A 21,817-nucleotide genomic window follows, 5' to 3' on the forward strand; every position below is an offset into this window, starting at 1 on the left:
TTATTCTCCAGCGGGCATGACGCCCAGGATGTTCATGTCTTTCTCGGTGAGGCCAAGGGCGCGGAGCTTGTAACGGTTGCCCCGCAGCGACTCCAGGGCGTTGAGCCCCATGCCGCCAAGGATTTCCTTCATCTCGTGGCCCCAGGCGTGGACCAGGTCCACCAACCGCTCGGCACCCAGTTCGGGGTTGAGGCGCTTGGCGAGGTACGGGTTGTTGGTGGTGATCCCCCAAGGACACTTGCCGGTGTAGCAGCGCTGACAGAGGGTGCATCCAAGGGCCAGGAGCGTCGAGGTTCCCATGTTGATGGCGTCGGCACCCAAGGCGATGGCCTTGATGGCGTCGCCAGAGGAGCGAACCCCGCCACCCACCACGATGGATACCTGGTTCCTGATCCCCTCGTCCCGGAGCCGTGCGTCAACGGCGGCCAGGGCCAACTCCATGGGGATGCCGACGTTATCGCGGATCACCTGGGGCGCCGCGCCGGTTCCCCCTCGGAAACCGTCGATGGTGATGATGTCGGCGCCGGCCCGGGCCACGCCCGAGGCGATGGCCGCCACGTGGTGGACCGCGGCGATCTTCACCGACACCGGCTTCGTGTAGTTGGTGGCTTCCTTGAGGGCGAAGATCAGTTGGCGCAAATCTTCGATGGAGTAAATGTCATGGTGTGGCGCCGGCGATATGGCGTCAGCCCCGGCTGGGATCATCCGGGTTTCGGAAATCTGATCGTTAACCTTCTCGCCGGGGAGGTGGCCGCCAATCCCCGGCTTTGCCCCCTGGCCCACCTTGATCTCGATGGCGACGCCGGCATTTAGATAGGCTTCGCTCACACCGAAGCGTCCCGAGGCCACCTGTACCATGACGTTGCTGCCGTACTGGTAGAGGTCTTTATGAAGCCCCCCCTCGCCGGTGTTGTAGAGGGTGCCCAGTTCCTTGGCTGCCATGGCCATGGCCTTATGGGCGTTGAGGTTGAGAGCCCCGTAGCTCATGGCGGAGAAGATGAAAGGGTACTCCATCTTGATCTGGGGGGTAAGCTTTGTGGCGAGCTTGGGCTTGCCGGTCTGCTCGTCGCGAACCACCTCGATGGAGTGAGGCTTCTTCCCCAGGTAGGTCCGCAGCTCCATGGGCTCCCGAAGGGGGTCGATGGAGGGGTTGGTCACCTGGGAGGCGTCCAGCAGCATGTGATCCCAGTAGATGGGGTATTTGGCCGGGTTTCCCATGGCGGCCAGGAGAATCCCCCCCGTGTCGGCCTGGGCGTAGAGGTTGCGGATGTGGGCGTTGGACCACGATTCGTTCCGCTTGAACACCTCTTCGTTGCTCCGTATGGTGATGGCGCCGGTGGGGCAGAGGGCCGAGCAACGGCGGCAGCCGATGCAGAGGGTGTTGTCCTCGGTCAGGGCGTCGGCCGTAGCCTCATAGGTGTGGACCTCGTAGGCGCACTGGCGGACGCAGACCTTGCAGCGGATGCATGTGGCGTCGTTGCGGTCGATGATGAATTCGTTGAACGATTCCGTGACAGATTTGTAGAGCACCGTGGAACCTCCTGAAAGCGGGTGCGCGAGTGGGTGGATACTCTCGCGCCTCGTGGCTTACAGGTTATACAAGAGGCGTACCAGTTTTGTGGTTTCTGATGTTATTGATGTCAATGTCTTGAAATTGCACGTAATTGTATGTGTATTGAAGAGCTTGTCGATGTGGGAGGGCGCTTGAATTAGTTGCGGCTTATGGGGTTGGAGTGGCGGAGTGTAGAAAAGGGATGCTGTTGGATTACATTGTTTGCACACTGACCGGTTGGGCCGATGGTCCTACAAAATGAAGATTACCGGAGTGGTCAGCGCCAGGGGAAGAGCGTGCGATATTTCCGGATCTCCTGCTCGAAGGTTTGTTCGATCTCCCCCTTTGGGCTGTTCAGTCTGTAATAGACAAGAGCAAAGGCAATGGCGCCGAGAAGAAGAATGATGCAAGCGGCTGTTGCTGATCGCAACAACCGCCTGCGGCGGGAGTAAGCCGCATACTCAAGGGAAGAGATACTGACGGTTCCGCCCTGATGGTCACGAAGCCGATCCAACTGCTCGAGTGAGATAAACCTGATTACTGAGTCGCGGTCCCGTTCGTCGATGCAGAGGAAATGGAGGGCGGTGCTGAACAGCGGGGGAGCCCCTTCCTTGGTGCGAAGGGGGTCCACATGGACCACCTCCGCAATGATCGGCACAATCTTGAGATCTTCAAGGGGAAGGTAGAGTTCCATTGACAGGAGAGTGCCTGTTTGAAATTTATCCCGGGTTCGGATTCTGATGCCCGAGCCGCTCAGATTGGCCGCCAGTGGAACTGCTCTGGACGGCTCAGTGACAGGAGATGTTTCCCTATCGGTCGATAAATGGGCGGCATTGTCCGTGGATTGTTGTGCCGGATACCGTTTTGCTCGCCACCTTTCCTGCAGTTGCTCGGGAGTTGCGTCGAGGTCCAACTGATACCGAACCGGAATATAGGTCTCGATGCGGTAGTATTCACGCATTTCATCGGGGATGACGTTGCCTATCAACCGGGCGGTTACCTGTGAGCCGTCCCGTTCAGCTACAATGATGGCACGGCTGCAGTAGGCGTTACCATCCTTCCCCGTGTGGATGTCGACAAAAGTTCCTGTTTCTGCCCTGACGTCTTCGGGAAGAGCATCACGTGAAATCTGTAACGTGATGAGATCTTCTTCCTGCAGGGTGATGATCGCGCCATCGCGGAACGGTTTATTTTGCCCGCGGGGGAAGCGGACCTCAACCCGGAGTCCGGCAGCGAAATGCTTCTGGTAATCGGAGAACTCTTCTTTCATGGTGCTTCCATGGCTTCAGGATTGAATGAGTTCGTTGAGTTCTTTGAGAAGTTTTTCCAGATCGGTCTTGTGGACGCCGGCGCCGTGCTCAAGCTCTTCGTAATCGGCCACCTGGCATTCATGGCAATCGAGGCCGTACTTTTCAAATATCTTCAGGGATTGGGGATAGGTGCGGATGATGTCGCCGATTCTCATGGATTTCGTGATCATCGCCTACTCCTTTGTTGAGGCTTGAGCCCTGTTTTCCGCCATTCCTGAACTCAAGATACATACTATACTCATCGGCAGGTTGGGCGGATGCTTTAGGTTATCGTCTCTTCGTGCGGTTGAATATGAAAAAAGGCGAGGTAGTACCTGAGTATTCCCCGCCTTCTTCCGTTGAAGGGTAGCGTCCGCTCTAGCTCAGGTCTATCTGGGTTTTGAGAACTTATCCCTGAGGGCCTCCCGCACCAGGGGAGGGACCAGACCGTCGATGGGGCCGTTCAGGGAACTTACTTCCTTGACGATGGATGACGACAGGTATCCGTAGGGAACCGATGTCATCATGAAGAGCGTTTCAACATTCTGGGAGATGCTTCTATTCATCTGGGCGATCTGGAATTCGTATTCGAAATCGGATATTGCCCGAAGCCCTCGGATGATGACCGTTGCGTTTTGGGAGAGGACGTAATCTACCAGAAGACCGTCGAAAGTGTCAACGCGCGCCCTGACGTTGTCCGCCAGCACACGCTGGATCATGTCGACCCGTTCATCAATGGAAAAGAGGGAGTTCTTTGCCGAATTACGGGCCACGGCAACGATGATTTCGTCGAAGATGCGCAACCCCCGGTCAATGATGTCAAGATGACCGTAGGTGATGGGGTCGAAGGAGCCGGGATAGACGGCAACTTTTCTAGGCATGGTCGTCAGGAGTCCCTTTCTGGAAAAAAGTGAGGGCGGTGTCGCCGTAAACCCTCCGGTCGAACTGCTGCAATGAACCGAATCTTTCAGGAAAAACTTCTCTCGAATCCGATTCAGATACAATGATTGTTTCCCTGGTGACAAACGGTGCTGAGGCCAAGATGCCGAGGACCTTTTCAGCCAAACCCTGCCGATAGGGAGGATCGAGGAAAATGATGGTGAACGGTGCAATATTTTCGTTAAGACATTGCAGTGCTGAAGCTGCGTCTTTTAGGATAACCCTGCCTCTGTCTGTGAGATTGAGTTGGGTGAGGTTCTGCCGGATAATGGCGGCCGACTCCCGGTGACTGTCGACGAATATTGCCTCGCTGCACCCCCGGCTCAGGGCCTCGATGCCGAGATTGCCGGTTCCGGCGAAGACGTCGAGAACTCTCAGTCCCTCCAGGTTCCCCAGAAGGGAGGTGAGAATGCTGAACAATGCCTCCTTGACCCGATCCGCAGTGGGGCGTACCCGTTCGCCCCGCGGGGCGGCAAGGCGGCGTCCCCGCGCGGTTCCGCCGATGACTCTCACCGGGGCTTCCCGATGGAGGCGGCCAGGCGGGAGGCGCTTCCCTTGGCGTGGAACGCCTGAAGAAACTCCTTGGCTTCGCGGTATGCCATGTCAAGAATCTGCTTTGCATTCTCCTCGGGGATCGCGTCGATCTCGGATTTGAATACTTTTGTGGCGAATTTTATGTCCTTGCCGTTCTCCCGTGCCCAGTGGCGCATGGCGTCCATGAGGTCGAGGGGAAGCCCTGCATGGGCCACGTTTTGCCAGAGGGTGCCGATGTTTCCCTTGCGGATACCATAGTTGGCCAGTTTGCCCACGAGCCTCAGGGGAGTTCCGGTAATACCGTGCTGTACCAATCCCGCAAGGCCGAGGCGAACGGCGGCGTCGTAGATTTCCCTTGTCCGGTCCAGATCGATCCTGATCATCTCGCCGTCCAGGTAATTTCCCCGCTTGGAGCCGTTATCAATGGCAAGGAGTTGGGGATGAATCCCTTTTTTCACGAGACAGGACAAAAATTCTTCAGTTTCCTCCACCGTGGTCAGGTTCGATTCAACTCCCGCCCGCTTGACTTCACCCAGTTCCACTTCAAGGCCGTACCCCTCGTTCTCAACTGTTGAAGCCAGTTCAGCGGTGATGCGAATGTTGTCCGGCAAGGGATTGAAAGATGCATCGATGGCGAAGGAAGTATAACCCGCTTCGATCTGCCCCTCGATGAGAAGCCGGGCGCGCTCCTGCTCTTCGGGAGAGGTGTTCTGGACGGTGGTGTGGTCGCCGTGGATGATGAACGGTTTTGTGAATTTGTACCGTTCGGCGCATTCGATTACCGTGTCGAAAAATACCTGTGGGGTCTGACCGGTATAGCCTCCATCGAGTCCCCCTTCGGTGCGGGTCAGCTCGAAGGCGATCACGGCATCGAGTTCCTCGGCGGCCTTCATGATGCCGGGAATGACATGTTTGATCCGTGGGTTGCAGGCCATGAGGATCAAACTTTCGTTTTTGAGAGCGGAGAACAAGTCGCGACCATTGAGAAGGCAGATTCGCGACTGTGACCCGATCTTATTGCGGATTCGCGGAGGAACCAATTCGAGGAGATCATTTATCATAATGTTCAGTATGTAATCCTGGCAAAAAGTTGACATTCTTAAAAAAGGCTTAGAAATTTAGCATGATACGCCAATTGTAGTCAATGGATATCTTTTCGCCATTGACACCCCCGGGAAGCGACATTAGAGTTGGGCGGAATGGGAGGAGAGGGGATATGACTGAAGGAGTTGAGGGACGTTCCCAGGAGCGCTCCGATCTGGCCGGCTTTGCGGCGCGAAGTGCTGAATCCCGTGGCAGGAAGTATCAGGAAGCATTTCGTGACCATCGCCCTGCCTTTGAGCGGGACCGGGACAGAATTATCCACTGCGCGGCATTTCGTCGTCTGGAATACAAGACCCAGGTGTTCGTCAATCATGAAGGGGACTACTATCGTACCCGGCTCACCCACTCCCTTGAAGTGGCCCAGATAGGGAAGGCTATCGCCCGGCGATTGGGGGTGAACGAGGAATTGACCGAGGCGTTGGCCCTTGCCCATGACCTGGGACATACTCCCTTCGGCCACACGGGAGAAGAGGTCCTGAATCGCCTTATGGAGGGGTTCGGCGGCTTTGAGCACAACCTTCAGTCGTTTCGGGTGGTAGACGAGTTGGAGGAGAGGTACCCTGGCTTCAATGGTCTCAATCTTTCATGGGAGGTGCTCGAGGGGATCGTCAAGCATTCTTCTCCCTATGACCGGCCGGTGGGGGTGATCGACAGGTTCCTTCCCGGCGTGGTGCCGACCATTGAGGCGCAGATCATCAATTATGCCGACGAGATTGCCTACAATAATCACGACATCGACGACGGGCTCAAATCCGGTTTCATAACCCTTGACCAACTCGATGGCGTGGAGCTTTGGCGGGAGGTTCACGAGGGAATAGCCAGGGCTTATCCTGATATCGATCCGGAGCGGCGTAAGCTTCAGACCATCAGTGCCCTTATCGGTGTTTTCATCAAGGATCTGACCACCACTAGCCTGGAAAACGTTCAACGCCTTCGCATCACTTCTCTGGATGATCTGCGAAGGATTAACCGTCCAGTGGTGGCCTTTAGCCCTGCCACGGCTGAAAAAAATCGTAAGCTCAAAGGGTTTCTTTTTGAAAACCTCTACCGTCACTATAGGGTTGAGCGGATGCGGGTGAAAGCCGAGCGCTATCTGCGTCAGCTCTTCGAATCCTACGTGAAGCACCCGACGCTTTTACCGCGCAAATATCAGAAAAAAATGGAGATCCTGGGACGTGAGCGGGTCGTGTGCGACTATATAGCCGGAATGACAGACCGCTTCGCTCTCGATGAATTCAAGCGTCTTTTTGAGCCGTATGAAAGAGTTTGATCACATAACGGCCTGTTATCACAGAAGAATAGGGGTATATTCTTGACTTGTCGCCGCTATTGGGTTAGTGCTGTAGAAAAATGCATTGATAGACGATAATACTCAACCATTCGCGAGAATGGGGCGGAAAGCCTATAGGGTCTCATGCAGACAGCCGGGTTGCCGAAATATCATTTTAGAATGATGCGGCCCCGGCTTTTTTGCGTCCAGCCACCTTGGGTGCTATAGTGGTCAAGGTAATCTTATCGAGAAAGGAAATTCTTTATGAAAAAATTTCTTACGGTCCTACCTTTGTTTTTTGCAACGGTGTCCCCGTCGTTTGCTGCTTCCGACGTTGGTTTTGACGTGAATATCAACGTCGGAAACCGCTCTGGTGTTGTGATTCCGGCCCCCCCGGCGGTAGTGGTCCCGGCTCCGCGGGTTGTGATTGAGGAACCCCCGCTTTTTATTGCACCTCCTCGTCTCGGTTTCTATGTTGGTGTCGATATCCCCTACGATATTTTTTACATCTCCGGTCGTTACTATCTCTGGCAAGATAATTACTGGTACCGTGCGCCCAGCTACGGGGGACCATGGACCGTGGTCAATCACAGAAACCTCCCCCCCGGACTCCGCAAACACAAACTGGAGCGGATTCGTTACTACCGCGATGACGAGTATCGAGTATACAGCCATGAACATGATCATTATCGGGGCAAACATTTCAAGCCGGGGAAAGAGTACAAGGAGCGCTACAAGGAGGAGCGGAAGCGGGAAAAGCGCGAATATAAACACCATGGCGAGGAAAAGGGTCATGGGCACGGGCACGACGACTGAAACTGAAGTTGTCAGCGCCTGATCGAGATAAGATAAAAAAAGCCCGGAGAAATCCGGGCTTTTTTTCTGGTCATGGAATGGATGCGTTACTTCCCCTTGGGAAGCTCCAGTTTCGGTTCCTCGGCCTTGCGGTAAAGCAGGAAAGTTCTCCCGAGCACCTGGGCGACCTCTGCGCCACAGGCTTTCGCCAACTCGTCGGCCACCTCGTGACGGTCCATTATGCAGCTTTCGAGAATCTTCACCTTGATGAGTTCGTGATGCTCGAGTGCTTCGCTGGTTTCGCGCACGAGGGGAGTGGAGATTTCTCCTTTGCCAACTGTAATTACGGGATTGAGGCTGTGCCCCATCCCACGAAGAAAGCGTTTCTGTTTTCCGGTCAGCATGCTGGTTCCTTTAATTGTGGTTGTTCGAGCTGCCGGACGTATAGCATGAATCAAACGGCAAGGCAACGCAGGTACGCTCGTTAATTCCTTGATTCCGGCTAATGCCGGCCCGGGCCAAGGCATGAGCCCTCTGGTTACTGCAGCACCACAGCGCTGATCGTGTTCAGGAGCAGTTCCTTTTTGATCGGTTTGGCAAGGTGCGTTGTGCAACCGGCTTCCCGTGCCCTGAGATAATCGCTGCGTTCAGGACCGGCCGTGAGAGCAACGACGGGCACCGGCGTCCGGTCATGCGTTCGCTCCCATTCCCGGATCTTCCTCGTGGCCGAAAGGCCATCCATGACCGGCATCTGAATGTCCATGATAATTACGTCATAGTTGCTGGAAGTGAACTTCTTCAACGCCTCTTCTCCGTTATGGGCCATATCGACGGCATGGGAGGTGGTTCCGAGAAAGGCGCCGAGAAGCATTCGTATTTCCGCGGCGTCTTCTGCCAGAAGAATCCGAAGGCTCCGTTCCGGCAGACTCTTTGATTTTCTGCGTTCTACTGCGGAGGAGAGAAGGGGGGGCGTAACTCCCAGTCGGGCGTTGAACACGAAAGAAGTTCCCTTTCCCTCCTTGCTCGTCACTCTGATCGTGCCCCCCATCAAGCCGACAAGCCTCTTGGCGATGTTTAGTCCAAGCCCTGTTCCTCCATAGGTGCGGAACGTAGCCGGAGATGCCTGGGCGTATCGCTCGAAAATTTCTTCGAGCTTGTCACCGGGAATGCCGATCCCCGTATCCTGAATGGTGAAGATGAGCTGCATTTCCTGGGAAGCCAACGATGATGCTTCCGGTTCAACGGTGATGATGATCTTCCCCTGTTCGGTAAACTTGATGGCATTACCGGCCAGATTGAGGATCACCTGCTGAAGGCGCTTCGGATCACCGACAAGTTGGGCAGGAATGTCGGGTGACAGGTGATATTCCAGTTCAAGACCTTTTCTGCCCGCCTGCCAGGCGATAAGTTGTGCCGTTCTTTCGAGCAGTTCCCGAAACGGAAATTCAATTTGGTCAAGGTGAATACGTCCTGCGTCAAGCCGTGAGTTGTCAAGAAGATCATTGACAAGAGAAAGAAGAAATTCGCCTGCATGATTGAAGGCATTCAGGTATTCAGTCTGTTTCTTGTCGAGGGGGGTTTCGCGGAGCAATTCGACGGCACCGGTCAGCATTTGTATTTGAGAGCGGATTTCATGACTCACCAGGGCGAGAAGATCTTCTTTTGAGTGGCAGGCAGCTTCGGCTGAAACCTTGGCTCGCTTGAGATCCCGTTCGATATTTTTCCTCTCGGCCAGTTCCGCCTTCAATTCGACGAGAAGATGTTCGAGTTCAACGATTCGATCGGCATCCGTTACGGCTGTCGTTCCGGTCTGGGTCACGGTCGGTGTTCCTCTCGACGCACTGTATTTAGCTTGTAATGGATGAGCCGGCTCTTTATGCCGGTGGCAGCAAATCGCCAAATCAATAATGACGCCTAATCTTGACATTTGTATATCACAGCTCCAGGGGCTCGGCAATCGCAGAAGTGGCGGAGAATTAATGCTGGATGTATCCGGAGAATACCCTTTACAAAATCTCCCTCTTTCGGCTATTGTTCTACGGTTACACTCATTTAACGACAAGGTGTCTATGAAGATCGAAAATATCCGCAATTTTTCAATAATTGCTCATATCGACCACGGCAAGTCCACCCTTGCAGACCGGCTCCTGGAGTATACCGGTGCCCTTTCCGAGCGAGAGAGGCAGGATCAGTTCCTCGACAAGATGGATCTGGAGCGGGAGCGCGGGATAACCATCAAGGCCCAGACCGTCCGCCTGAATTACCGGGCCGACGACGGGAAGGATTACGTGCTGAACCTGATCGATACGCCGGGACATGTGGACTTCACCTACGAAGTTTCCCGCTCTCTCGCTGCCTGCGAGGGGGGACTTCTGGTGGTGGATGCCTCTCAGGGGGTTGAGGCCCAGACCCTCGCCAATGTCTATCTGGCCATCGACAACAACCTTGAGGTCTTTCCCGTTCTGAACAAAATCGACCTCCCGGCGGCGGAACCGGAGCGGGTCAAGCACGAGATCGAGGAGATCATCGGCCTGGACGCCCACGATGCGGTGCTTGCCAGCGCCAAAGAAGGGATCGGGACCCGGGAGATCCTGGAAGAGATCGTAAAAAAGATCCCTCCCCCGGAGGGAGACCCGGCCGCGCCGCTCAAGGCTCTGCTCTTTGATTCGTGGTATGACCAGTACCAGGGAGTCATTATTCTGGCGAGGCTCATCGATGGCATCCTCAAGAAGGGTGATAAGATCCAGCTCGTCTCCACCGGACGTAGCTACGAGGCCCTTAAAGTTGGTGTTTTCGCCCCGGTGATGCGGGAGGTGCCCCAGTTGTCGGCCGGTGAGGTCGGCTTTGTCATTGCCGGCATCAAGGACGTTGCCGACGCCAAGATCGGCGATACCGTCACCCATACCCTCAAGCCCTGTACGACCCCCCTCGGCGGTTTCAAGGAAGTGAAGCCCATGGTCTTCTCGGGGCTCTACCCCATCGACACTTCGCAATACGAACAGCTTCGCGATGCGTTGGCCAAACTCAAACTCAATGATTCCTCCTTCTCCTACGAGCCGGAGACATCACTGGCGCTGGGATTCGGCTTCCGGTGCGGCTTTCTGGGGCTTCTCCACATGGAGATCATCCAGGAGCGGCTGGAGCGGGAGTTCAATCTCGACCTCATCACCACCGCGCCAACGGTCGTTTACAGGGTCCACCGGATCAAAGGCGACATGATCTCCATCGAGAGTGCCAACCAACTCCCCCCGACCCAGGAGATCGACTATGTAGAGGAGCCGTTCATCCTTGCCTCCATCCACACCCCCAATGAGTTCGTCGGCGGAATTCTTGCCCTGTGCGAGGAGAAGCGCGGGGTGCAGCGGGAGATCAAGTACCTGACCCCGACGCGGGTCATGATCATCTACGAACTCCCCCTGAACGAGGTGGTGCTCGACTTTTACGACCGGCTCAAGTCCATCACCAAGGGGTATGCCTCCCTTGATTACGAGCATCTGGACTACCGCCGGAGCGAGCTCGTGCGGATGAACATTATGATCAACGGCGAAGTGGTGGACGCACTCTCGCTCATCATTCACAGGGACAAGGCATACTACCGGGGGCGGGACCTCGTCTCCAAGATGAAGGAACTGATCCCCCGCCAGATGTTCGAGGTAGCCATCCAGGCGGCCATCGGCACCAAAGTCATTGCCCGGGAAACCGTCAAGGCCCTGCGCAAGGATGTTCTCGCCAAGTGCTATGGCGGCGACATCACCCGCAAACGGAAACTCCTCGAAAAGCAGAAGGAAGGGAAGAAACGGATGAAGAACGTGGGAAACGTGGAGTTGCCCCAGGAGGCATTTCTCGCCATTCTCAAGGTGGAAGAGTAAGGGTTTGCCCATAGAACATTCACCGAAAAGGAACCGCAATGGACTACAAAAATTCTCAATACGGATCGAACAACGCCATGGGCGAAAGGCCGGCAGCAGAGGAACCGCAGGTCAAGAAAAAGCATATCGTTCGGGAATATGCCGAGTCGATCATTATCGCTGTTATCCTTGCTCTCATCATCCGTACGTTCGTGGTGCAGGCGTTCAAGATCCCCTCCGGATCCATGGAGGACACCCTTGCCATCGGTGATCATATTCTCGTCTGCAAGTTCATCTACGGCACCAAGATTCCCTTTACCGACATGAAAATTGCCCCGATCCGGGAGCCGAAGCGGGGTGATGTCATTGTATTCGAGTATCCAGAAGATCCGAGCAAGGACTTCATCAAGCGCGTCATCGGTGTTCCTGGTGATGAAATCAGGGTCATTATGAAGACGGTTTATGTCAACGGAAAGCCCTACAAGATTCCCCAGGAAGTTCACAAGGAGAACGAAGTTATTGCTGCTGCCCAGAATCCGCGGGACAACTTCGGTCCCGTCACGGTGCCGGCCGGCTCCTACTTCGTCATGGGTGACAACAGGGACCGCTCCTACGACAGCCGCTTCTGGGGATTCGTGAAAAGCGAGCAGATCAAGGGACTTGCATTCATCAAGTATTGGTCGTGGGACCGCGATAATATGCGTGTCCGTTGGAAGAGCATCGGTGACCTGATTCACTGAAATTGACCTTGACACCCTCCGTAACGGGGTGATAAACTTCGAAAAATTTTTGCCGACACACAAACAAACTTTGCCTTTTAAATTAGCCCCGAGAGGTTAGAAAAGGTGCCGATGACAGACTCGTACCATACAGTCTTACTGAGCCTTTTCGCGTCGTGCGGAAGGGCTCTTTTCGTGCCTGCCGGCGGAGTCGGCGACAAGGCCCTGTGAGCGAAAGGAGGGACGAGGTGGCTGAAGAGAAGACGACCATACTGGATGGGGTTGGCGTGAAACGGGCACTGACCCGCATCGCCCATGAAATTCTCGAGCGGAACAAGGGGGTTGCCGACCTGGTTCTCGTTGGAATCAGGACCGGGGGAGTCCACCTGGCCCGGGAGCTGTCGTCCCGGCTTGAAGAGATCGAAGGAGGGAAAGTGTCGGTGGGCGAGGTTGACATTACCCTCTACCGCGACGATTTCAAAGGGCACGCCGTTCATCTGCCGGTGGGGAAGACCGATATCCCGTTCACCGTGGAAAAGAAAAAGGTAATTCTCGTGGATGATGTGCTCTTCACCGGTCGGACCATCCGCGCCGCCATGGATGCCATCATGGATCATGGCAGGCCCGGCAGCATCCAACTGGCGGTCCTCATCGACAGGGGACACCGGGAACTCCCCATCAGGGCTGATTTTGTCGGGCGCAACGTCCCCACGAGCCGCAGGGAGAAGATCACGGTCCAGTTCGATGCCGATGCCAAGCCGGTGGAAGTGGTTCTGGAAAAGTGATTTGCGTCGGGGGCAACCCAGGCGGTTACTTTTGACAGGGCAGGCACGGGGCCTGGCCCTACGCGAGATGGGGGGAAGCGATGGGATTCAAGCACAAGGACATCATAGCGCTGAAAGACCTCAGCAAGGATGAGATTGAACTGCTGATCTCGACCGCCGAAAACATGCGGGAGATCAACAGCCGCGATATCAAGAAGGTGCCGACCCTGCGCGGCAAGACCATCATCAATTTGTTCTACGAGTCATCGACCCGTACCCGTACCTCCTTCGAGATCGCGGGAAAGCGGCTGTCGGCCGACACCGTCAACATTACCGCATCCACGAGTTCGGCAACCAAGGGGGAGACGCTCCTCGATACCGCAAAAAACCTGGAAGCGATGAAACCGGACATCGTCGTCATGCGCCACGCCGTTTCCGGCTCCCACTACTTCCTGGCCAAACGGCTCTCCTGCTCCATCATCAACGCCGGTGACGGCGCCCATGAGCACCCCTCCCAGGGGCTTCTCGACATGCTGACCATCAAGGACCGCTACGGCCGGCTTGACGGACTCAAGGTGGCCATTGTCGGCGATATCACCCATAGCCGGGTGGCACGCTCCGATATCGCAGGTTTCACCATGATGGGATCCCGGGTGTTTCTGGCGGGGCCTCCCACCATGATGCCTCCGGGGGTGGAGCGGCTCGGCAACGTCACTGTCTGCGCCACCATGAAGGAAGCGATCCAGGATGCCGACGTAATCATAATGCTCCGCATCCAGCAGGAGCGGCAGGGGAAAACCCTGATACCCAATACCCGTGAGTATTCCCGCTATTACGGCCTTAACCCCGAAAACCTCAAGTGGGCGAAACCCGGCGCCATGGTCATGCACCCCGGCCCCATCAACCGCGGTGTGGAACTCTCTTCCTACGTGGCGGACGGCGCCAATTCCCACGTTCTCAAGCAGGTGGAAAACGGCGTGGCGGTGCGGATGGCGATGCTCTATCACGTGAGCGGGGGAACGCTGGTTACGGAGTGATTCAATGCTTGTAGGGGCGAATCTCGTATTCGCCCGTTTTGGGCGATCACAAGGATCGTCCCTACACCAGGACGCGAGGTGATCCATGAATTTGTTGATACAGGGAGGGCGGGTAATCGACCCGTCGCAGGGAATTGATGAAGTGCTCGATATACTCGTCGAGAACGGGGCCGTCAAAGAGCTGGGCAAAGGGGTGAAGGCACCCTCCGGAACCGAAACCATCGACGCTTCCGGCCTCATAGTAACGCCGGGACTCATCGACATGCACGTTCACCTTCGGGACCCGGGCCACGAGTACAAGGAAGACATCGTCAGCGGCACAAAGGCGGCAGCGGCCGGCGGGTTCACTTCGGTGGCCTGCATGCCCAACACCAAGCCGGTAAACGACAACAAGGCGGTGACCAGCTACATTATCGCCAAGGCCAAGGCAGAAGGATCAGTCAACGTCTTCCCGGTGGGCTCCATCACCCAGGGGTCCAAAGGCGAGCTTCTCTCCGAGATGGGCGAGCTGAAGGAATCGGGTTGCGTGGCCGTTTCCGATGACGGGCATCCGGTGACGAACTCGGAGCTCATGCGCCGGGCACTGGAGTATGCCAAGGGAATGGGGATCATGGTCATCTCCCATGCCGAGGACCTGTCACTGGTGGGGGCAGGGGTCATGAACGAGGGGTTCGTCTCCACTGAGTTGGGCCTCAAGGGGATTCCGTGGGCCGCCGAAGACGCGGCAACCGCCCGCGACGTCTACCTGGCCGAGTTCACCGATTCTCCGCTCCACATCGCCCATGTTTCCACCAAGGGGTCCCTCCGCATCATCCGCAATGCCAAGGCCCGGGGCGTGAAGGTCACCTGTGAAACCGCGCCACATTATTTCAGCCTTACCGATGATGCGGTGCGGGGTTACGACACCAATGCCAAGATGAACCCGCCGCTTCGCACGGCCGATGACGTGACAGCGGTAAAGGAGGCATTGAAGGACGGAACCATCGATGCCATCGCCACCGACCATGCTCCCCACCATATCGACGAAAAGGACGTGGAGTTCAACGAAGCCCTGAACGGCATCGTCGGGCTGGAGACCTCTCTGCCGCTGTCGCTCAGGCTGGTGGAAGAGGGGGTTTTAACCCTTCCGGCACTGGTGGAAAAAATGACATGCAACCCAGCAAAAATCCTCGGGATTGACCGAGGAACCCTGAAGCCTGCTTCTGTTGCCGACATCACCGTCATTGATCCGAAGGCTACGTGGACGGTGGATGCCGACAAGCTCGCCAGCAAATCCAAGAACTCTCCCTTCCTCGGGTGGGAGGTGAAGGGGGCCGCGGCGTTCACCATAGTCGGCGGCAAGGTTGTTTACCGAAGGGGTTGAACCTTTGTTCTGAAGCACGGGGCGCGGCAAGCAGCGCCTCTATCGATAACCGAACGACAGGAGTAAGTTCATGAAAGCAGTCCTAGCGCTCGCCGACGGGCGCGTTTTTGAAGGGAAATCGTTCGGAGCCACCGGCGAGGCGACTGGCGAGGTGGTCTTCAATACCGCCATGACCGGCTACCAGGAGGTTTTGACCGATCCCTCCTATCGGGGGCAGATGGTCACTATGACCTACACCCAGATGGGCAACACCGGCATTAATCCGGAGGATATCGAGAGCAAGCAGCTCTACCTCTCGGGTTTCATCGTCAAAGAGTACCACGACTGCTACTCCAACTGGCGGGCCACCATGAGCCTTGACGCCTATCTGAAGGAGAACGGCGTGGTGGGGATCCAGGGGCTCGACACCCGGGCACTCACCAGACATCTGCGGGACAAGGGGGCCCAGAACGGGATCATCTCTACCGTCGATTTCGACCACGAGAGCCTCGTAAAGAAAGCACGGGCCGTGCCGAGCATGGCCGGTCTCGACCTCGCCTCCGGCGTCACCTGCGATAAGCCCTACCATTGGACCGAAAAGCTCTGGGACCTGGAGGCAGGGTATAACGCTGCAAAACAGGAAGACTTGAAGTACAAGGTGGTGGCCTACGATTTCGGCATCAAGTACAACATCCTCCGCTGCCTCGTCTCGGCCGGCTGCGACGTGACTGTTGTCCCCGCCACCTTCCCGGCGGAGGAGGCCCTGGCCATGAACCCTGACGGTATCTTCCTCAGCAACGGTCCCGGCGATCCGGAGCCCATGACCACCGTCATCGAGAACATCAGGAAATTCGTGGGCAAGAAGCCCATCTTCGGCATCTGCCTCGGCCACCAGCTCCTGGGGCTTGCCCTCGGCGGCAAGACTATGAAACTCAAGTTCGGCAACCACGGCTCCAACCTGCCGGTCATGGATATGGATACCCGGAAGGTTGAAATAACCGCCCAGAACCATGGCTTCTCAGTGGACATTGTGTCACTGGGACATGCCTGCGAGTTGGCCCACGAGAACCTGAACGACCAGACCGTGGAGGGGATGAAGCACAAGGATCTCCCCATCTTCTCGGTCCAGCACCACCCGGAGGCATCGCCCGGTCCCCATGACTCCCACTATCTGTTCGGGCGGTTCGTGGAACTGATGGAGAAGCATACATCGTAGGGGCGCAATTCATTGCGCCCTGAGCGTGATCAATCACGCCCCTACAAAACCATGCGGTACATAGATCTTTATCAATCAGGCGAATTGCTGAAGCGGGTCAGGGAGGCTTACGCTCGGCTCCGCTCCTGCGACCTCTGTCCCCACGACTGCCGGGTGAACCGGCTGACCGGTGAGATCGGCGTCTGCCGGGCAGGGTGGCGGCCTCGGATCGCCTCGGCCAACGTTCACCATGGCGAAGAGCCCCCCATTTCGGGCTCACAGGGGTCGGGGACGATCTTTCTCTCCTGGTGCAGCCTCCACTGCCGGTTCTGCCAGAACTTCCCCATCAGCCAACAGGGGAACGGGACGGATCTGACGACACGACTATTGGCGGAGCGGATGCTCGGGCTTCAGAAACGCGGGGTGCACAACATCAACTTCGTCACTCCGACCCATTTCCTGCCGCAGATTCTGGCAGCCCTCTGGCTGGCGATCCCCTGCGGGTTCCGGCTCCCCATCGTCTGGAACTCCAGCGGCTACGAGAAGATAGATGCCCTCCAACTCTTGGACGGGGTCGTGGACATCTACCTGCCGGACATGAAATACGTGGCGGAAGAGCCGGCGGTCCGGTTCTCCTCGGCCCCCGGATACCGGGAGGTGAACCGGCAGGCGGTTACCGAGATGCTCCGCCAGGTGGGACAGCTGAAGCTGGACGACGTGGGGGTCGCGGTACGCGGTCTCATCATCCGTCACCTGGTGCTGCCGGAGGGGGCGGCCAGCAGCGGCGAGACCCTGCGCTGGATCGCCGCGAACTTGGGTAGCGAGACCCACATCGCCTTGATGAACCAGTTTTTCCCGGCCCACCGGGCTGCCGAGACGCCGGGTATCCACCGCAAGGTCACTGACGAGGAGTACGACGAAGCGGTGGAGGCCCTGGAGGAAGCCGGTCTGGAGAACGGCTGGGTGCAGGATTGACATGCGAACGATTGTTTTGCTGGCGCTTTCCAATATCTTCATGACCTTTGCCTGGTATGCGCACCTGAAGAACCTGAGGGCCGCCCCCTGGTACATCGCCGTGGCGGTCAGCTGGGGAATTGCCTTCTTCGAGTATCTGATCCAAGTGCCGGCCAACCGGATGGGGTACGGCACCTTCAGTCTGGGGCAGCTCAAAATCATGCAGGAGGTCATCACCCTGGCGGTCTTTGTCCCCTTTGCCGTCTACTACATGGGACAGCCCTTGAAGCTCGACTATCTCTGGGCCGGATGTTGTCTGGCCGGAGCCGTCTTTTTCATATTTCGCGGATAGATCCATTCGTTAACGACGATACAATCAGCAAGGAGTTGCAATGCCCAAACGTACCGACATCAAAAAGATCCTCATCATCGGCGCTGGCCCCATCGTCATCGGCCAAGCGTGCGAGTTCGACTACTCCGGCACCCAGGCGTGCAAGGCGTTGAAGGAAGAAGGTTTCGAGGTGGTGCTGCTGAACAGCAACCCGGCCACCATCATGACCGACCCCGATTTTGCCGACCGAACCTACGTGGAACCGGTTACTCCTGACGTACTGGCCAAGATCATCGAGAAGGAGCGCCCCGACGCGGTTCTCCCCACGCTCGGCGGCCAGACTGCCCTGAACACCGCTGTGGCCGTGGCCGAGAACGGGACCCTGGAGAAGTTTGGGGTTGAGTTGATCGGGGCCAAGCTTCCGGCCATCAAGAAGGCCGAGGACCGGACCCTCTTCAAGGAGGCCATGGAAAAGATCGGCCTTTCGGTTCCCCGTTCTGGCCTGGCCCACAACTACACCGAGGCCATGGAGGTGATCAAGACGGTCGGCTTTCCGGCCATCATCCGCCCCTCCTTCACCCTGGGGGGAACCGGCGGCGGCATTGCCTACAACATGGAAGAGTACGAGAAGATGGCCATGGGGGGCATCGACGCCTCCCCCACCGACGAGATTCTCGTGGAAGAATCGGTCATCGGCTGGAAGGAGTACGAGCTGGAGGTGATGAGGGACACCGCTGACAACGTGGTGATCATCTGCTCCATCGAGAACTTAGATCCCATGGGGGTCCACACCGGCGACTCCATCACCGTGGCTCCGGCCCAGACCCTCACCGACAAGGAGTACCAGATCCTCCGCGACGCGGCCCTGAAGATCATCCGTGAGATCGGCGTGGATACCGGCGGCTCCAATATCCAGTTCGGCATCAACCCCCGCAACGGCCGCCTTGTGGTCATCGAGATGAACCCGCGGGTCTCCCGTTCCTCTGCCCTGGCCTCCAAGGCCACCGGCTTCCCCATCGCCAAGATCGCGGCGAAGCTGGCCGTTGGTTACACTCTGGACGAGATCCGCAACGATATCACCCGCGAGACCCCGGCATGCTTCGAGCCGACCATCGACTACGTGGTGACCAAGATCCCCCGTTTTACCTTTGAGAAGTTCCCGGCCGCCGACGCGACGCTCACCACCCAGATGAAATCGGTGGGGGAGGTCATGGCCATCGGCCGCACCTTCAAGGAGTCGTTCCAGAAGGCGCTCCGTTCCCTGGAAATCGGCTCGGCCGGGTTCGAGTCGCGGCTCTTTACCAACGGCGATACCCGCCGGGCCCTGACCGCCAAGGAACAGCAGCTTGTCAATGACAAGCTGCGGGTTCCCAACTGGGAGCGGCTCTGGTACCTGGGGGATGCTTTCCGCTGCGGCATGAGCATCGACGAGATCTTCCAGCTCACCGCCATAGATCCCTGGTTCCTCCACAATATCAAGCAGATCATCGAGAAAGAAGAGGATCTGCGGACGGTCGATGTGGCGGCGGAAGCCAGGGAAAACCTGGCTGCCATCGTCCGTGAGGCCAAGCAATACGGCTTTTCCGACAAGATGCTCGGCCGTTTCTGGGGGAAGAACGACGAGGAGATCCGTCAACTGCGCCTCTCTCTCGGCGTGAAGCCAGTGTTCAAGCGGGTCGATACCTGCGCCGCCGAGTTCGTGGCCTATACCCCGTACCTCTACTCCACCTACGAGGAGGAGTGCGAGGCCGAGGTGACCGACCGGAAGAAGATCATGATTCTTGGCGGCGGTCCCAACCGTATCGGCCAGGGGATTGAGTTCGACTACTGCTGCGTCCACGGGGTTTTCGCCCTTGGGGAAGACGGCTACGAGACCATCATGGTTAACTGCAACCCGGAGACGGTATCCACCGACTATGACACCTCCGACCGTCTCTACTTCGAGCCCCTCACCTACGAGGACGTCCTCTCCATCGTCGATCTGGAGAAGCCCCATGGGGTCATCGTCCAGTTCGGCGGCCAGACACCACTTAAGCTGTCTGTTGCCCTGGAGAAGGCCGGGGTTCCCATTATCGGCACCTCTCCCGACGCTATCGACCGGGCCGAGGACCGGGAGCGGTTCCAGGAGATGCTCCACAAGCTGAACCTCCTGCAGCCGGAGAACGGCACCGCCCGTTCCTTCGAAGAAGCGGAAGAGGTGGCCAACCGGATCGGCTACCCCGTGGTGGTGCGCCCCTCCTACGTTCTCGGCGGCCGGGCCATGGAGATCGTCTACGACGTGGATAACCTGCGCCGTTACATGACCACCGCCGTCCAGGCGTCGCCGGAGCACCCGATCCTCATCGACAAATTCCTGGATAAGGCCATCGAGATCGACGTGGATGCCCTCTGCGACGGAACCGAGGTGGTCATCGGCGGGATCATGGAGCACATAGAGGAGGCCGGCATCCACTCGGGCGACTCAGCCTGCTGTCTGCCGCCCCATTCAATTTCGCCGGAACTGGTGGAGGAGATCAGGCGCCAGACCACCGTCATGGCACTGGAGCTGAACGTCAAGGGGCTCATGAACGTTCAGTATGCCATTAAGGACGGGACCATCTACATCCTTGAGGTGAACCCCCGGGCCTCCCGGACAGCACCTTTCGTCTCCAAAGCCACGGGGCGCCCCCTGGCCAAGATCGCGGCCCGGATCATGGCCGGCAAGACCCTGAAGGAGCTGGACGTTGCCGGCGACATCGTGCCGAAGCACATGTCGGTCAAGGAAGCGGTTTTCCCCTTCGTGAAGTTCCCCGGTGTTGACACTATCCTCGGACCGGAGATGAAGTCCACCGGTGAGGTCATGGGGATCGGTTCCGATTTCGCCACCGCATTCGCCAAGGCGCAGCTCGGCGCCAACGTGAAGCTTCCCCGGTCGGGGAAGGTTTTCATCAGCCTCCACGATGCCGACAAGAAACATATTGTCGACTCAGCCAAAAAACTCTATAATGCCGGTTTTAGATTGGTTGCTACGCGGGGTACCGCCGCCTACCTTAAGGAGAAGGGGTTGGAGGTGGAGGTGATCAACAAGGTGCTCGAAGGACGGCCTCACATCGTGGACGCCATCAAGAGCGGCCAGATCTGCATGGTGCTCAACACCACCCAAGGGGCCCAGTCGGTAGCCGATTCCTTCTCCATCCGGCGCGAGTCTCTCATGCACAACGTGGCTTATTTCACCACCGTTGCCGGAGCAAATGCGGCTGCGGAGGGGATCGTCGCCATGATCAACGGCTCGCTGGACGTGAAACCGTTGCAGGAATACCTGGCCTGAGCCAGGCGGAGAAGTTGCCGAAGGAGGTTACTCTCCGGAATTCAATCTGACGGAATGTACCAACGGGGCGGCCAAACGGCTGCCCCGCGATTTTCATAGAGGAGCAGTGAGTACGATGTCCTATTCAGTACCCATGACAAAAGAGAGTTACGATTCCCTTCAGGAAGAGCTCAAGCGTCTAATCCGCGAGGAGCGGCCCCGCGTGATCCAGGATATTGCCGAGGCCCGCAGCCACGGCGACCTTTCGGAGAACGCCGAGTACGACGCCGCCAAGAACCGCCAGGCGTTCATCGAGGGACGCATTCAGGAACTCCAGGGAAAGCTTGCCCGTGCCCACGTGGTTGATCTTTCCGGCCTGAAGCCCGACAAGGTGGTTTTCGGCGCCACCGTCACCCTCTACGACACCACCAGCGAGGAAGAGGTAACCTACAAGATCGTCGGCGAAGAGGAGGCTGACATCAAGCTGGGGAAGATCTCGTGCACCTCGCCGGTCGGCAAGGCCCTCATCGGCCACAAGCTCGACGACAGCGTCAAAATCAAGGTGCCGTCGGGGTCTGTCAAGGAATACGAGATCATCGACATCAAATACATCTGATTTTTCGTCACTAACCGTTCAACAAGGAAAGGAAATGCAATGAGCCAGCAATTCACCAAGGATATGACCTTTGCCCAGGCCCTCCAGGCCAATCCCGAAGTGGCCAAGGTGCTTCGCAAGTACAATCTTGGCTGCATCGGCTGCATGGGTGCCCAGAACGAGTCCCTCGAGCAGGGGTGCAGCGCCCATGGTCTCGATGTCAACGAGGTTCTGAAAGACCTGAACGCTATCGGCCAGTAAAC

21 protein-coding genes and 1 riboswitch are annotated in these 21,817 nt (G+C 57.3%); of the genes, 13 read left to right on the forward strand and 8 right to left on the reverse strand.

The window, feature by feature from the left end; translation table 11 throughout:
- The 6 genes from KJB29_RS03775 to KJB29_RS03800 all read right to left on the reverse strand — a co-directional run bounded on the left by KJB29_RS03775 (position 1) and on the right by KJB29_RS03800 (position 5,411).
- Positions 1–1,530, reverse strand: coding sequence for a glutamate synthase-related protein (locus KJB29_RS03775; RefSeq protein ID WP_215733458.1), 1,530 nt, complete (start codon positions 1,528–1,530; stop codon positions 1–3).
- A gap of 299 nt (positions 1,531–1,829) precedes the next feature.
- Positions 1,830–2,822 (reverse strand): PilZ-like domain-containing protein, encoded by a 993-nt coding sequence (locus KJB29_RS03780; protein ID WP_215733459.1) that lies wholly within the window; start codon positions 2,820–2,822, stop codon positions 1,830–1,832.
- 15 nt (positions 2,823–2,837) lie between these two features.
- Entirely contained in the window at positions 2,838–3,032 is a 195-nt protein-coding gene (locus tag KJB29_RS03785; RefSeq protein ID WP_215733460.1) for a DUF1858 domain-containing protein, read from the reverse strand.
- A gap of 198 nt (positions 3,033–3,230) precedes the next feature.
- A complete protein-coding gene (gene coaD, locus KJB29_RS03790; protein ID WP_215733461.1) occupies positions 3,231–3,722 on the reverse strand; it encodes a pantetheine-phosphate adenylyltransferase in 492 nt (163 codons plus the stop codon).
- Positions 3,715–4,293, reverse strand: a complete 579-nt coding sequence (rsmD, locus tag KJB29_RS03795) for a 16S rRNA (guanine(966)-N(2))-methyltransferase RsmD (RefSeq protein WP_215733462.1) — start codon at positions 4,291–4,293, stop codon at positions 3,715–3,717. The genes coaD and rsmD overlap by 8 nt, the downstream gene beginning before the upstream one ends.
- Positions 4,290–5,411 (reverse strand): class II fructose-bisphosphate aldolase, encoded by a 1,122-nt coding sequence (locus KJB29_RS03800; protein WP_343213534.1) that lies wholly within the window; start codon positions 5,409–5,411, stop codon positions 4,290–4,292. Before KJB29_RS03800 ends, rsmD begins: the two co-directional genes overlap by 4 nt.
- A gap of 119 nt (positions 5,412–5,530) precedes the next feature.
- Here KJB29_RS03800 and KJB29_RS03805 point away from each other — a divergent pair, with 119 nt between their 5' ends.
- Together KJB29_RS03805 and KJB29_RS03810 are read left to right on the forward strand one after the other, a co-directional pair.
- On the forward strand, positions 5,531–6,688 hold the full coding sequence (locus KJB29_RS03805) for a deoxyguanosinetriphosphate triphosphohydrolase (RefSeq protein ID WP_215733464.1): 1,158 nt from the start codon (positions 5,531–5,533) through the stop codon (positions 6,686–6,688).
- A 90-nt stretch (positions 6,689–6,778) separates the two neighbouring features.
- A riboswitch (cyclic di-GMP riboswitch) is annotated at positions 6,779–6,855 on the forward strand.
- Between the two features lie 97 nt (positions 6,856–6,952).
- Positions 6,953–7,504: a YXWGXW repeat-containing protein gene (locus KJB29_RS03810; protein ID WP_004513341.1), complete on the forward strand. Its 552-nt coding sequence runs from the start codon at positions 6,953–6,955 to the stop codon at positions 7,502–7,504.
- Positions 7,505–7,590: 86 nt separating this feature from the next.
- Here the strand turns inward: KJB29_RS03810 and yhbY are convergent, their stop codons facing one another.
- Both yhbY and KJB29_RS03820 read right to left on the reverse strand, forming a co-directional pair.
- Complete coding sequence (gene yhbY / locus KJB29_RS03815; protein ID WP_004513340.1) at positions 7,591–7,887, reverse strand: ribosome assembly RNA-binding protein YhbY; 297 nt, start codon at positions 7,885–7,887, stop codon at positions 7,591–7,593.
- Positions 7,888–8,021: 134 nt separating this feature from the next.
- On the reverse strand, positions 8,022–9,302 hold the full coding sequence (locus KJB29_RS03820; RefSeq protein WP_049756792.1) for an ATP-binding protein: 1,281 nt from the start codon (positions 9,300–9,302) through the stop codon (positions 8,022–8,024).
- A gap of 250 nt (positions 9,303–9,552) precedes the next feature.
- Between KJB29_RS03820 and lepA the strand changes: the two genes are divergently transcribed.
- The 11 genes from lepA to KJB29_RS03875 all read left to right on the forward strand — a co-directional run bounded on the left by lepA (position 9,553) and on the right by KJB29_RS03875 (position 21,815).
- Entirely contained in the window at positions 9,553–11,352 is a 1,800-nt protein-coding gene (gene lepA, locus KJB29_RS03825; protein ID WP_215733465.1) for a translation elongation factor 4, read from the forward strand.
- Between the two features lie 38 nt (positions 11,353–11,390).
- Complete coding sequence (gene lepB / locus KJB29_RS03830) at positions 11,391–12,071, forward strand: signal peptidase I (RefSeq protein ID WP_004513336.1); 681 nt, start codon at positions 11,391–11,393, stop codon at positions 12,069–12,071.
- 227 nt (positions 12,072–12,298) lie between these two features.
- The gene (pyrR, locus tag KJB29_RS03835; RefSeq protein ID WP_004513335.1) at positions 12,299–12,835 is read left to right on the forward strand and encodes a bifunctional pyr operon transcriptional regulator/uracil phosphoribosyltransferase PyrR; all 537 of its coding nucleotides are present in this window, start codon (positions 12,299–12,301) and stop codon (positions 12,833–12,835) included.
- A gap of 80 nt (positions 12,836–12,915) precedes the next feature.
- On the forward strand, positions 12,916–13,851 hold the full coding sequence (locus KJB29_RS03840; protein ID WP_215733466.1) for an aspartate carbamoyltransferase catalytic subunit: 936 nt from the start codon (positions 12,916–12,918) through the stop codon (positions 13,849–13,851).
- Positions 13,852–13,936: 85 nt separating this feature from the next.
- Positions 13,937–15,214 carry a dihydroorotase gene (locus KJB29_RS03845; protein ID WP_215733467.1) on the forward strand — a complete coding sequence of 426 codons (1,278 nt, stop codon included), beginning with the start codon at positions 13,937–13,939 and terminating at the stop codon, positions 15,212–15,214.
- 70 nt (positions 15,215–15,284) lie between these two features.
- The gene (gene carA / locus KJB29_RS03850) at positions 15,285–16,409 is read left to right on the forward strand and encodes a glutamine-hydrolyzing carbamoyl-phosphate synthase small subunit (RefSeq protein ID WP_215733468.1); all 1,125 of its coding nucleotides are present in this window, start codon (positions 15,285–15,287) and stop codon (positions 16,407–16,409) included.
- Between the two features lie 51 nt (positions 16,410–16,460).
- On the forward strand, positions 16,461–17,363 hold the full coding sequence (locus KJB29_RS03855; RefSeq protein ID WP_215733711.1) for a radical SAM protein: 903 nt from the start codon (positions 16,461–16,463) through the stop codon (positions 17,361–17,363).
- Between the two features lies 1 nt (position 17,364).
- Positions 17,365–17,694: a DMT family protein gene (locus tag KJB29_RS03860; RefSeq protein WP_215733469.1), complete on the forward strand. Its 330-nt coding sequence runs from the start codon at positions 17,365–17,367 to the stop codon at positions 17,692–17,694.
- A 40-nt stretch (positions 17,695–17,734) separates the two neighbouring features.
- Positions 17,735–20,980, forward strand: a complete 3,246-nt coding sequence (gene carB / locus KJB29_RS03865) for a carbamoyl-phosphate synthase large subunit (protein ID WP_215733470.1) — start codon at positions 17,735–17,737, stop codon at positions 20,978–20,980.
- Positions 20,981–21,095: 115 nt separating this feature from the next.
- Positions 21,096–21,575 carry a transcription elongation factor GreA gene (greA, locus tag KJB29_RS03870; protein WP_004513328.1) on the forward strand — a complete coding sequence of 160 codons (480 nt, stop codon included), beginning with the start codon at positions 21,096–21,098 and terminating at the stop codon, positions 21,573–21,575.
- Between the two features lie 39 nt (positions 21,576–21,614).
- Entirely contained in the window at positions 21,615–21,815 is a 201-nt protein-coding gene (locus tag KJB29_RS03875) for a DUF1858 domain-containing protein (protein ID WP_004513327.1), read from the forward strand.
- Positions 21,816–21,817 lie beyond the last annotated feature (2 nt).

Origin of the sequence: Geobacter grbiciae, assembly GCF_018531165.1 — a bacterium.
GTDB lineage: Bacteria > Desulfobacterota > Desulfuromonadia > Geobacterales > Geobacteraceae > Geobacter > Geobacter metallireducens.